Raw genomic sequence first — 13,001 nt, 5'->3', positions numbered from 1 at the left:
TACGTTTAGCCTTTTTTCAACAAATAGGACTCGTGTTCTCCCACTTCCGTGTCCAAATGTAGCGATTGCCCTTTCAAGTAGTGGTTAAAAAAATCAATCGTTGTATCGTTAACCAACTGTTGTGTCCCCCGCGCATCTACACCCTGTGTCCATTCGAGCAGTGGAGAGATCAGGTAGAGGTCGGAGAAACTCAGATGTTTGGTGTTGGTCAGCTCCATCCAGAAGTTCCCTCCTGCGGTTACCGGCTCATAGCGCTCGTACACTTCCTCGTAATATTTCTCGGCTTCCGGACGGGTCGTGCCCATCGCAGCAATCTCTTCGTCACTCATCACACTTGTGCCTGCAACGGTTGAGTCTGCACTCATCATCAGGAACGGCTTGCCCACGCCTTCCGCAGGGATACGTTTCTCGCCAAACAATACACCGTCCATATTCATGCCTGCTTTCACACGTGGATCATCCATTAACATCTGTACTGTCGTTGCTCCGCCAAATGAATGCCCAAACATGCCGATATTGTCCAGATCCATACGTCCGGTAAAGCGTCCGCTCGGATCTTCCGCACCCAACTTCTCTACCTCATCCAGCACAAACTGTGCATCCTTCACCCATGTCTCATTTAACTTGTCCATGTAACTGAATTGTAGCTGCTCAAAACCTTCTTTCCCTTCCGATTCAAACTGCGCCACACGTCCATCCGGGAATACGGACACCAGACTGCTATACGTGTGATTAATGCCCACAACGATGTATCCTTGACTCACTAGCTGCTCGACCTGGAACGTATTCTGATTTTCATACCCATGCAGACCATGAGAGAAGAGAACAACCGGATACTTGGCTTCGGCCTCAGACAACTGAGCTTCCTGTATCGCATGTGTTTTGACCTGACTCAGACTGGAAAATAAAAGCTTTGGCAGTTTCAGCACTTCATTGAAGGCTGTCGCATAGATATCCGGCTTATTAACATAAGGAGCTGTTGCGCCCTCTGCGTCTGAATTCGTTGGGTACCAGATCTGTACCATCAGCTCCCGTTGATCACCGGCAGAACTCGTCAGCAACTCCTCACGGCTGTTATCTGTCCAATCGTAGGATACCGTTCCGATTCCATAAGGACCTGCTGACTTGGCAAACGAAAACACCGGGAACAGCAGCGGCAAGCCAATGCTTACAATAGCGTATCCCAACACCAGGAGAGACGTTGCCATGATTCGAACACGTCCGAATTTCCCCGCCACAGTCGATGTGGAAGCAGATGTCCCGGAACGTTTACTGTTCAGCGAGGTTACACCTGACTGTTGCTGGCGTCTTGCCTTTGTAAATAACACAACCAGTGGAACCAACGTGAGCAGATACGCCGGAATCATCGGCCAACGAAGTCCTTCGACCACACTATGGACGATCAACAGCACACCCGATATGACGAATCCACCCCATACCATTTTCCGAAAATGTTGACTCTGTCTCCCGATCCCGATTACCCCCACGAACATAAGCAGGTTAAAAATAAGATAAATCCATTCTACTGTCCTCATATACTTAAAGCCTCCCTTTCTACCTCCAATCTTAAAACCTCCAGTTACAGGAGATTCAAGCATGAATTTTGCGGATAAAAAAATGCACTCCTTGAATGACGCTGAATCACCCGCAGGTTCTCCATTGTATTCAAGGAATGCACGTATGAAATTACGATATAAGTTGATTTTTGAATATTAGGCTAGCGATCTTCGCCGCCATCTATCCGTTGTCTTTTGCCAATGCCAAATGCGAAATATCCTGCCACCACGATTGCCATAAACGTAGCTCCAACAACCAGAGGCAAGCGCGTATCCGGGTTAAACGCCATACCGATAATGACGAGGATCAAATACACAATAATAATGTAATTGCTGATCGGGAACCATTTGGACTTGAAGTTATGATCCGCCATCTCGTTGCCCCAACGCCTTCTGAATCGGAACTGGCTGAACGCCAGGGCGAACCATGGAACCATACCCGGAAGAACACTTGCACTGTAGATGTACAGGAACAGCTTGGAGTCCGGCATCAGGTAGTTCAGCACAACCCCAATCAACAGCAAGGAGATTGTGATGACGATACTGTTGCGGGGAACCCCGCCTTTGGACAGCTTTTTGAAAAAGGCAGGTGCCTGCCCATTCTCAGCCAGTGTATATAACATCCGTCCCGCACTGTAGATCCCGCTGTTACATCCCGACATGGCCGCCGTGAGTACCACAAAGTTAATGATCCCCGCTGCAGCAACAATACCAACTTTGGCAAAGGTGAGCACAAACGGGCTTCCCGTCTCGCCCACTTCGTTCCAAGGGTACAGGGTTACGATAACAAATATGGCACCAACGTAGAAAATAAGAATACGCCACACGATATTTTTGATCGCTTTACGCAAGGTGTATTTCGGATTCTCCGCTTCGCCTGCTGTAATACCGACCATTTCAACTCCCTGATACGCAGCCGTTACGATACACAGCGCGAAGAGGAAACCTTTGATGCCTCCAGGGAAGAATCCGCCATGACTGAACAGATTCGACAGCCCGATTGGCTGTCCTCCGTTACCCCAGCCGAAGAAGATGAGACCTGTTCCGATTACAATCATGGCCACAATAGCCGTCACTTTGATCATCGCAAACCAGAATTCAAATTCTCCATAGAACTTCACAGCCGCCAGATTTGCCGCCGCAATGATGAGCACCCCAGCAAGTGCAGGCAGCCACTGTGGAATATCCGGGAACCAATACCCGACATAGATGCCAATCGCCGTAACTTCCGCCATACCAACCGTAACCCACAGGAACCAATAGCTCCAGGCGGTCAGAAATCCGGCAAGCGGACTAATATATTTGTGAGCAAATGTTGCAAACGAACCCGTGACCGGCTCCTGAATCAACATTTCACCCATAATACGCATGACAAAAAAGATAACGATACCGGCCAGTAAATAGGCCAGCAACACGGATGGCCCTGCCCATTTGATCGTACTCGCCGATCCCATGAACAAACCAACGCCGATTGTACCGCCGAGTGCAATCAGCTCTACATGGCGGGGCTTTAGCCCTCTAGATAGTTGCTTTGATTCCAAACGATTCTCCCCTTTTCTTGTGTACAGCTTCCTGATGTAATCTTTAATTTTCACATTCACATTAACGCAATGCAGAATTACTCCACCAAATTGTACGAGATGTGTCGCAGAAATACAACAAGGAATGTGAGGAAGTTTAGCTAAACAGGGCTTTTACATGAAAAAGGTGCCTCTTCCTCATGCCCTCACCTGACATGATTAGGATAACCCTTGATGATTTATTGCAATCAGATTAATCCTGATTTTTATCCCTACTGGAATAGGGATCTGAAAACTCATAAAAAAAGAGCTACCAGAGAAATAACTTTGGCAGCCCTACATCCATTTTTGTAATCATCCGGAAGGCAAATGAACCATCACCGTTGTCCCCACGCCCATCTGACTTTTCATTTCGACAGTTCCGTGATGAAGCATCACGATTTTTTTGACGATGGCGAGGCCCAGACCGTTACCACTAATGCTACGATCGCGTGACAGGTCTGTTTTATAAAACCGTTCGAAAACATAATCCAGTTGCTCCGGCGCTATTCCAATGCCCGAATCGCTTATCGTGAAAAAGATTCCATCCACAGACTGGCTGGTGCGTATTTCGATACGCCCGCCCACGGGAGTAAACTTAATGCTGTTGCCTAGTAAATTCATCCACACTTGGTTAAGCTGATCCTGATCTGCCCTGATTTTGATACCGTCCGCCAATTCTAAGTGAATTGGAATGCCTTTGACTGACCATTGAGGCTCGCAAGTCACCACCACTTGCCTGATTTGCTCATCAAGATTATAGGTAGTTGTCTCGAACGGATGATGATCAGAATCCAGAGACGCAAGCTCCAGCAGATTATCACTTAGTCTGGATAGTCGTCCACTCTCCGTAATAATGATATCGAGGTAATAGTTACGATCGGCCTCAGCGACCAAGCTGCTGTTTTTCAACGCCATGGCAAAACCGGAAATAGAGGTCAGCGGCGTTTGAATCTCGTGAGATACATTGGAAACAAAATCCTGCCTCATCTGTTCCAGCTGTTTAAGCTCACTCGCCATTTCATTAAAACTCTGCGTCAATGCTCCCATTTCGTCCACGCACTTTGTTTGGATTTCCACATTAAAATCACCCTTCGCCAGTCGTTTGGTTGCCCTCGTCAACACCTGAATCGGCTTCACCAAATACCTTGCAGCAATAAGGATACAAAAACTTCCGATCAACAGTGCAAGCAATAACACCAGTAAAATCATCCGATTAATGATATTTTCGTTCTGCGGAGAATACTGCATAAACATGGCTTGTGGTTCCCCTTTGTATGGAAAAGGGAGACCGATGAACGTCTGCTCCACTTCTCCAGGAGAACGATAGATCTGACCCTGCAACACCATTTGAACCGCTTCTGGTGCAATTTCAACGGTCTCTGTATGGTCTAGGTCATAATAGGTTACGTTACCCGAAACGTCATATAGATGAATGGGATAGGTGGACACTTTCACCATACTTTTGATGAAAGCATCCCTGTCCTCAGGTTGCGTCTGCTCATATAGACGGATCAGTTCCTCCCCTACTGAAATCATGTCATTCTGACCGATATGATTTACTTCTTTTTTGAAAAGGAAGATCCCGATGAAGAAAGAGGTTAGCAAGCTGAAAACAATGACGACCAGAAACGTGCAAATAATACGAACATATAAGGTTTTGATCATGTGATGACTAACCGGTAGCCCAGACTACGAGCCGTTTCAATCTGAAAATGGTGTGCATCACCAGCGAATTTTTCCCTTAGTCGCTTGATGTGAACATCAACTGTCCGGTCATCCCCTTCGTAATCAATCCCCCAGATCTTAATGATTAATTGTTCCCGGGTAAAAATCTGCCCAGGCTGGTTTGCCAGCATGAACAGCAACTCGAACTCTTTTAGAGGCAAATTGATTGTTTCCTCTCCACGAATCACTTGAAAGCTGCGTCGATTCAGCACAATGCCCCCTAGTTGAATGGTCTGGGAAGAGACAATCAAGTAACGTTTCAGCAATGCTTTTACTCTCATCACAAGTTCTAGTGGATCAAAGGGCTTCGTTAAATAATCATCTGTTCCCAACTGAAATCCCTTCACTTTCTGGGCCGATTCCCCTTTTACCGTGACTATTAGCAATGGCATATTCAGATCCATACGCCGGATCTCCCTGCATAATTCCCAACCATCCAAACGCGGCATCATAATATCAAGGATAACCAGATCAATTGGGGATTTCCCCACAATCTCCAGTGCTTCAGCACCGTCCTTAGCTACCACAATCTCGAATCCTTCATTACGCAAAAACAAGGTGATCAGCTCACGAATATGCACATCGTCATCCACAACTAGGATTTTGGTCATATCAAATGTATGCCTCCAATATCTATCTTGTTTCTTCCACTTGGGAGGAGGTCTTCAACCAAAATGCCAGCCCAGCAGGTTCCAATGATAGAAAAATAAACTCAAGATCACTGCTGCTACCGTTACAAACGTATAGTGCACACGCTTCAGTAACGTCCAATATTGGTTTTTCCATGCCAGAACGCTCATGATGAATATTGCCGCAGTCAACCCTACAAGGATAACCGGCATAAACAGATAGAGACTTAAAGATAGTGGAATATGGCTAAGCCGATCAATCAAATCCATGTTCATCACCAGAAGCGTTGCGCCCAAGGTTAATAATCCCCATATAGACGTAATAGCTGACAACCGTACTGCCCATTTCTGCGCTTTTGGCATCACTCTGATTTCGCGTCTGCGATAAACAAATCCATGCAATACAGTGATGAACAGAACAACCGAAATGCCGAGCAAGAGGAGCCAGAACTTCGATTGGTTCATTAACGGTGCAGGTTCTAGCGGCATTGGGTTTAATATATCCAGAAACAGATACGTGACCTTGCCTTCTGCATCGGTGCGGAACCCCATCTGATGTGTCCCTCCGACCTCCTGGAATAAATTCACACCAATCGGAGTATATACTTGCTGATCTGCACCACTTCCAATAAACAGTCGGTTATCCGAAACCTCAATATTGATTTGAGTCAGAAAACTGAAAAACTTATCGATCTTCGTGTGATTACGACGGGTAAATTGATAGGAGCCTGCATATTTTTCCAGGGACTCCCCTAATTTAATAGAAGTTTCATTAGGCTGCTCAGTTGCATGTACAGGATAGTATCGGTCAAAAAAGGCTTGCGCCAACCCTTCTGCTGCTGTCCCGCCTTCCCCTCCACTATAGGAAACAAAGATGCCCACTTTTTTGTCCGGTACAAGATAAAGCGCTGTATTAAACAGCTCATCGGCCCCTCCATGAGAGATCACACGCAGTCCATTCATATTCAACTCGTAAAAGCCCAGATCCATGGCGGGTAAACGTTCATCAAACTGGAATGCCGGAGAATGCATGAGCTTGGCTGTTTCCGGCTTGAGCATTTGTTTATCTTCATATCGCCCGTCTTGAAGATGGGCAATCATAAAATGAGCCATATCGTTCGCCGACACGCTCCCTGATCCCGCAGGACGGAATCCTCCCTCATACGTTGGCCGTTTGGTTACAAACTCGCCGTTGGCTCGGGCGTATCCAAGGACGGCATAAGGTTCCAGAGACGCTGGAACAGGCTCCTCTACCGTAGCATAATTCATGCCCAGCGGATCAAATATATTTTTCTGTATATAGTCATTGTAGGCAACACCGCTGACTTCTTCGACGATAAGTCCCGCGAGTGAAGCGCCATAATTGGAATACGACAGCATCTCGCCTGGTGCCTTAACCCGTGCAGGCATATGTTTTGCCATCGTTTCAGCAATAGAAACGGGAAGTTTCCCCGGATCGGTAGTGATCTGATAACCTACACCGCCCTCCTCGAACCCTGCGGTATGGGTCATGAGATGACGCAACGTAATCGGTTCCTCATAGGTTCTCGGTATTTGCACCGTTTTCAGATAAGTGTTGATATCTGTATCAAGATCAAGCTTGCCCGCCTCAACCAATTGCATCACGGCGGTCCATGTGAACAGCTTTGTTGTTGAAGCAATTCGAAATAAGCTGGTTTGGGGATCAACGGGTTTATTTTCTTCGATGTTCGAATGTCCGTACCCTTTGGAGAGCAGGATCTTCCCATCCTTCACAATCGAAATGACTGCGCCTGGAATCTGTAAAGATCGCATTTGCACATCCATCATCCCATCCATGAATGCCGTTAACTGATCTGAATCATCCAGATTCGCTACGACTCCTTGCTCCAATTTGCCCGAATTTAATCCCGGATTGGATACTGCTGCCGATAGTGGCATGGTCCCTAATCCAGTTGCCTCTAATATCATGCCTAACAATAACACCAGTAAAATCATTTTCCCAAAAATCTTTCTTATCAACGATGACATGACTTGCCCCCACCACTCCGCATATTTTTTAATACCTGTTCCTTACGCTTTCTTTCGAGAGCATATCAAGCACGTATGAACGGAGCGTGAACCTTTTTTTCATATTTTGCCAAATCAAATTACCTTTAGTAAGATAGGAACAGATTGAATAGGAAAAGGAGACTTTGCATGCCTGACTTTTTACTGGCTTTATTTTTGTTTAACCTGTCTCTCTTTCTGCTTCACGAAATGGATGCCATCAGGCGGTCCGAGTGGAAATTGTTTATGGTGTTAAAAGATATGGAAGATGATAAAGCCTATAGGTATTTCACTTGGATTCACCTGCCAATGTATACCATCATCCTCTCTCTTCTTTTTAGCTCATATCAGACCATTACATTTTGGGTGCTGGATATCTTTTTCATCATACATACCGTATTACACTTCTTTTTCGAAAAACATCCTCGAAATGAATTTAAAAACGGGTTCTCCAGATCATTGATCTACCCTATGGGAATAATCGCTTTAATTCATTTGATATTCCTAATCATCTAATCTGATCCACTATTTACATCTGTAATTTATTGGTATATAGTATAGTCGTTAGGAATGTCAGCGCTAACATAAACTGAATAAGGAGGGGCTCCAATCCGTTTCGAAAAGGTTTTTGGTTTACATTGAGTTAAACTATAAAAACACTTTATTTTGAGAGGATGGGCATTCTATGAAAAGACGCATTAGCACATTTTTTGCACTTATTCTAGGTATCTCCCTTCTGTTTAGCCTGACCGCTTCCGCTAATCCCGCCATCGTAAGTTATGGAAGCACCTATTCCCATGCGCTCTCGGCCGGGCAAGGATACGCCTATATTCTTCCTAACGCTAAAACGACTGGTACCAGCGTGAAAATTACGACAAATGCAGCCAATACCCTTCAACTGCGCTACTACTGGAACTACAATAATACGACACTCGACCTCGGTACAGTTATCGTAAGCAACAATACTTACAATGGCGGGTCAGCCTACTACAATCCGGGTACGCTGATCACTGTAGTAGAACGTGTTCCAGGATCGACGACGGCATACCCTAACGTAGCCTACACAATTTCTTTCAATTAGATTAGTCCTATATCACCGATCAATCTAACCTACGACCGCTGATTGCGGTCTTTTTTATATTCAACAACTAGACTCTCTTATTTATGGAAGTGGCACCCCTTAAATAAAAGGGTAATAATAGATTGATAGTCTATTCTATATTTTCTTAAATGGAGATAATAAAGTGGATTACGCCAAATCAAAATATGCCATCGTAGACGAGACCCCGAATCCAGCAGCTTCAAGGCATTGGAAGAGGTCATGTTACAGCGTGAAGGTAATCTAATCATGAAATAGAGTATTATAGAATAACTGTGAATATGGAGGTGTGCCTATGCAGCAACATCATGCAGAACGAGTTGAACTATTTGTTTCCAACACCCAGATCATCAAGAAGTCGTTCAAATGGCAACATGCGATGATGCAACGTCTGGTTGCCCTGCTCTATGCAGCGGAGAATAAAACAGCGGATGGGGAAGCTATTCGTCAAAGCCATGAGTTGATTAAGCAAAACACAAAACTTTTCTCTGCATTCAGAGGTAATTCGGCCATTAGCATTGCTGCCATGCTCTCCCTTACAACGGATGAAGAGACAAGACTGGCAGACACCTTGCATGTCTATGACTTGATGAAAGAGATTAAATTTCGCAACTCTGATTATCTGGTTATTGCCGCCTATCAGATCGCTACTCAGACATCACCTGACCAGTTTCAACCTACGGTGGAGCGGGCTAAATTATTTTATGACGGCATGAAAGCAGAGCATCGTTTCCTCACTGGACAGGATGACTACATTTTCGCTGCCATGTTAGCTCTTTCCGACCTCAACGTGGATACTGGTGTGGCACGTATGGAACAACTCTACGGGGAATTAAAACCAGAGTTCTCTTCCAGAAACAGTGTGCAGGCGTTAACTCAGGTCCTGGTTCTTGGAGAGGATCCACCGGATGCAGGTGCTCGTGTGATTGCTTTAAATGAAGCTTTTCGCAAAAGGAATCTTCGAATGGACAAAACCTATACGTTAGCCTCTCTTGGAATACTTTCTCTACTGCCTTCGGACAGAGACTCATTAGTGGATGAAGTCGCGGAAACAAATGACTGGTTACGGACTCAAAAAGGCTTCGGTGCCTGGTCAATCGACAAACAGGAGTTGCTCCTGTTCTCGTCTGCTCTGGTAGCCATTCAACATGTGGAGAATCTGCGGAACGGTGTGCTTACGACAGCAATCTCAACCAGTATCACAAATATTATCATCGCTCAACAAGCAGCCATGGCCGCAACTGCCGCAGCATCGGCTGCTGCCGCTTCATCATCATCGAATTAATAAGTGACCCTGTTACCTTCAATATAAGATGAAAAAGACCCTCCCGAGTTCAAGTTCACTCGGAAGGGTCTTAAAGCATTCAAACCTACACCTAAAATAATGTTCATCATTCGCTAGGATATAATCCCCGTATCCCGGAATTCTTCCACGAAACTATCCAGCCAATCCGAACCATAGTCCAGCGCACCCGTATCACTCTCAATAAAAGCAACATCTAGTCCCATCACCCAGAATCGGCGAGCAACAATAAAGAGATCAACCGCCTGCTCATCTTCGGCAGAGAAACTTCTGACTGAACGATATCCTGCCATGAGCGCATCCCATAATGCTGCTTTTCGCTCATCAGACTGCCTTTTTCGAACTTTCACTTGAGCTAAATCATAGGCACGCCAGCCTTTGGCTGCCCACTCGAAGTCATAATGGATGAACTGATGTTCCTGTTGAAACACATTGTTATTTCCATGCATATCGCCATGGCACAGACCAAAGTCCAGCTCTTGTCTGGAAGTGGTAACGATGCGTTCTTTTAACGTTGTGGCAAACGTATGGAGAAATGCTGCTGCTTCATTGTTCTCACCGATATAGTGGATAATTCGCTCAAGGGGTTCGTCAATAAGTAACTTCAGATCCAGCTCATATCGTGGCAGCTCCATGTTCACCTGATCCATAGCCTCATGTAATTCAGCGGCAGATTGACCAAAAGCGTAACAAGACTCCTCATCCTCCAGGTTGTTCTCCGTACCCTCAATATACCGAAACATTACAGCAACCCGCTTGCCTTCCGCAGCCTCCAACACCGTATATCCCGTATGATCTTTCTTCTCGATGTATTCTCCAATGTCGGTATGTTCCGCAGAACCTAGAACGTTCTTCAGTTGAGACAATAATGAAAGCTCATACTGAACATCTGCCTCCGTGATTTCAGTGCGGTAGATACGGAGAATGTACATGCCACTGGACGTGCGAACCCGGTAAGTATCATTCAATCCTCTAAGCCAAAACAAACATTCTTCCCATGTTCCAATGTCATAGTGATTCCTCAATGCAGACTCCAGGTACCTGGGGTTAAGCACTGAACGTAAAGCAGTCGGTTGAATGGACATATGGTTGCTCCTTCGGTTTAATATGATTATTTCTCATCTAATAGACGATGTAATCCTTTCACCTATCAACCTATAACATAGTATATTTTTCGTTTATTTTCCAGAATATATATTTTGATAAGCAAATACTCTCTAGACTCTTATAGCTCCATCTCTCTCATCAGCAGGTTAGATAGGGCTATTTACATTGACTCGCTTTCCAGGTTTCAGCAGGTTATTACACTCTGGGTCGGTGCCAGCACTCGACAATGCAACGCATTCACGAAAGGCAAAATGTTTGCACCCCCTGCATTTCTGAACATCCAGATGCAATAATGCATAATTGATGGCTTCACCCGTGTGCTCAAACATATGATCCGGACCAATCCGTTCAATCAAACCTGTTCTCTTCAACATCTCCAACGGTTGCGCCTGAATGCCTGAAAGTAAAATCCTGCCCCCGGATCTCTCCATATGTTTGACAACACGGGCCAGATTGGATTCACCTGTTGTATCCATAAAAGGCACCTTACCCATTCGCAACAGCAGAGTGCCTGGTCGCCGATGAATCGAATCCATGACCGACTTCTCGAACATATCCGCTGCGCCGAAAAAAAGTGGCCCTTCAATTGTGTATAGGCTTATTTGCGGGCAGTCATGTCCTTCCCGAACCATGTGGGCCATGACTTTCTCATGTTTATGATCGGGATCGGGTAGTACTTTGGCAACCTTCAACATCTCACTCATCCGTTTAACAAATAAAAGGACCGCCAGAATCAACCCAACCTCTACAGCCGTTGTTAAACTTGTAAATACGGTCAGCAAAAAGGTAATCAGCAGAACGAGTGAATCACTCGTTTTGGTTTTCATGACATGTATGAAGGATCTCCGTTCACTCATATTCCAGGCAACCAGCATGAGAACGGGAGCCATACTGGCAAGAGGAATGTGGGATGCATATGGCGCAAAGAGAACAAGTACCAGCAAAACCACTACACCGTGAATCACGCCAGACCATGGCGATACTGCGCCGGATTTGATATTGGTTGCTGTGCGTGCAATCGCTCCTGTTGCAGGAATACCACCAAACAACGGCGTCACCATATTAGCAATCCCCTGCCCAATCAACTCTCGATTGCTGTTATGCCGACTTCCGGTCATGCCATCGGCAACAACTGCGGATAGCAGCGATTCAATTCCACCCAGCATGGCGATGACAAAAGCGGGTTGCAGCAAGTTCACAATACGCTCCCAAGTGATCTCTGGCACATGAAACTGAGGCAAAGAGTTAGGTATGGCGCCAAAGGACGAACCAATTGTAGCCACCTGCCCTTCAAAAAAGAACGCCGCGACTACCGTCGAAAGAACCAGCCCCACCAGTGATGCAGGCACCTTTGGTGCAAACTTGGGCACAAGCAGAAGAACAGCCAGACAGATTCCAGCTGTAAGCACACTGTATATATTAATCGTCGAGATATGCATCCCGATTTCTTTCATATTGGACCAGAAATCCTCGTGTTTCTCGATGCCTCGAAGTCCCAGAAAGTTCGTAATTTGTCCGCTAAAAATAATGACGGCGATCCCTGCCGTAAAACCGATAGTCACCGGCTTTGGAATAAACTTAATTAATGCCCCGAGCTTGAATACGCCCATTAGTACAAGCATCAAACCGGCCATCATTCCGGCGATCAGCAGATTCTCATATCCATACTGCATCACAATGGCAAATAGGATCGGAATGAATGCCCCCGTTGGCCCGCCAATCTGGAACTTGGACCCACCCAGCAAGGAAATGAGAATCCCTGCGATGACTGTGGTATACAATCCATACTCCGGTTTGACCCCGGAAGCGATGGCAAACGCCATACCGAGTGGAATCGCAATGATACCTACAATCAGTCCTGATAACAGATCCTTGCGAAAAGCGGCAGCATTGTACCCTGCATATCTCCCCATCCATTTCATGTACAAAAACCTTCTTTTCTTCATATATTTGAATATTTGAATATATTTAAAAGACTACTCCCCTGCATAC

General features: G+C 45.6%; 10 protein-coding genes. 3 read left to right on the top strand and 7 right to left on the bottom strand.

What is annotated here, in order from left to right; genetic code table 11:
- Window positions 1–5: 5 nt before the first annotated feature.
- The 5 genes from MHI52_RS04570 to MHI52_RS04550 form a co-directional block, all read right to left on the bottom strand.
- The gene (locus MHI52_RS04570; protein WP_405158552.1) at window positions 6–1,535 is read right to left on the bottom strand and encodes an alpha/beta hydrolase family protein; all 1,530 of its coding nucleotides are present in this window, start codon (window positions 1,533–1,535) and stop codon (window positions 6–8) included.
- Window positions 1,536–1,717: 182 nt separating this feature from the next.
- Window positions 1,718–3,097, bottom strand: a complete 1,380-nt coding sequence (locus tag MHI52_RS04565) for an amino acid permease (protein WP_405158551.1) — start codon at window positions 3,095–3,097, stop codon at window positions 1,718–1,720.
- Window positions 3,098–3,430: 333 nt separating this feature from the next.
- A complete protein-coding gene (locus tag MHI52_RS04560) occupies window positions 3,431–4,783 on the bottom strand; it encodes an ATP-binding protein (protein ID WP_405158550.1) in 1,353 nt (450 codons plus the stop codon).
- The gene (locus MHI52_RS04555; RefSeq protein WP_405158549.1) at window positions 4,780–5,454 is read right to left on the bottom strand and encodes a response regulator transcription factor; all 675 of its coding nucleotides are present in this window, start codon (window positions 5,452–5,454) and stop codon (window positions 4,780–4,782) included. Before MHI52_RS04555 ends, MHI52_RS04560 begins: the two co-directional genes overlap by 4 nt.
- A gap of 54 nt (window positions 5,455–5,508) precedes the next feature.
- Entirely contained in the window at window positions 5,509–7,422 is a 1,914-nt protein-coding gene (locus MHI52_RS04550) for a serine hydrolase domain-containing protein (RefSeq protein ID WP_405158548.1), read from the bottom strand.
- Window positions 7,423–7,650: 228 nt separating this feature from the next.
- On the opposite strand from MHI52_RS04550, the gene MHI52_RS04545 reads away from it, so the two are divergent.
- From MHI52_RS04545 to MHI52_RS04535, 3 genes are all read left to right on the top strand, one after another.
- Window positions 7,651–8,016, top strand: a complete 366-nt coding sequence (locus tag MHI52_RS04545) for a DUF6713 family protein (protein WP_127546784.1) — start codon at window positions 7,651–7,653, stop codon at window positions 8,014–8,016.
- Between the two features lie 169 nt (window positions 8,017–8,185).
- Window positions 8,186–8,581: a hypothetical protein gene (locus MHI52_RS04540; protein WP_036606000.1), complete on the top strand. Its 396-nt coding sequence runs from the start codon at window positions 8,186–8,188 to the stop codon at window positions 8,579–8,581.
- 313 nt (window positions 8,582–8,894) lie between these two features.
- Entirely contained in the window at window positions 8,895–9,884 is a 990-nt protein-coding gene (locus MHI52_RS04535; protein ID WP_127546786.1) for a DUF4003 family protein, read from the top strand.
- Window positions 9,885–9,997: 113 nt separating this feature from the next.
- On the opposite strand, the gene MHI52_RS04530 is transcribed toward MHI52_RS04535, so the two are convergent.
- A complete protein-coding gene (locus MHI52_RS04530; protein WP_036606002.1) occupies window positions 9,998–10,987 on the bottom strand; it encodes a phosphotransferase in 990 nt (329 codons plus the stop codon).
- Window positions 10,988–11,155: 168 nt separating this feature from the next.
- Window positions 11,156–12,931, bottom strand: a complete 1,776-nt coding sequence (locus MHI52_RS04525) for a SulP family inorganic anion transporter (protein ID WP_127546788.1) — start codon at window positions 12,929–12,931, stop codon at window positions 11,156–11,158.
- Window positions 12,932–13,001 lie beyond the last annotated feature (70 nt).

Source organism: Paenibacillus sp. FSL H8-0283 (genome assembly GCF_045040675.1).
GTDB classification, from domain to species: Bacteria; Bacillota; Bacilli; order Paenibacillales; family Paenibacillaceae; genus Paenibacillus; species Paenibacillus amylolyticus.
The sequence above is the reverse complement of the archived record's forward strand: the minus strand, read 5'-3'. Positions and strand labels throughout refer to the sequence as shown.

What these genes read in the sequence shown, in the direction of transcription:
- MHI52_RS04570 (WP_405158552.1), bottom strand. Translation starts at nt 1,535, where the DNA reads ATGAGGACAGTAGAATGGATTTATCTTATTTTTAACCTGCTTATGTTC.
- MHI52_RS04560 (WP_405158550.1), bottom strand. Translation starts at nt 4,783, where the DNA reads ATGATCAAAACCTTATATGTTCGTATTATTTGCACGTTTCTGGTCGTC.
- MHI52_RS04555 (WP_405158549.1), bottom strand. Translation starts at nt 5,454, where the DNA reads ATGACCAAAATCCTAGTTGTGGATGACGATGTGCATATTCGTGAGCTG.
- MHI52_RS04550 (WP_405158548.1), bottom strand. Translation starts at nt 7,422, where the DNA reads ATGATATTAGAGGCAACTGGATTAGGGACCATGCCACTATCGGCAGCA.
- MHI52_RS04545 (WP_127546784.1), top strand. Translation starts at nt 7,651, where the DNA reads ATGCCTGACTTTTTACTGGCTTTATTTTTGTTTAACCTGTCTCTCTTT.
- MHI52_RS04540 (WP_036606000.1), top strand. Translation starts at nt 8,186, where the DNA reads ATGAAAAGACGCATTAGCACATTTTTTGCACTTATTCTAGGTATCTCC.
- MHI52_RS04535 (WP_127546786.1), top strand. Translation starts at nt 8,895, where the DNA reads ATGCAGCAACATCATGCAGAACGAGTTGAACTATTTGTTTCCAACACC.
- MHI52_RS04530 (WP_036606002.1), bottom strand. Translation starts at nt 10,987, where the DNA reads ATGTCCATTCAACCGACTGCTTTACGTTCAGTGCTTAACCCCAGGTAC.
- MHI52_RS04525 (WP_127546788.1), bottom strand. Translation starts at nt 12,931, where the DNA reads ATGAAATGGATGGGGAGATATGCAGGGTACAATGCTGCCGCTTTTCGC.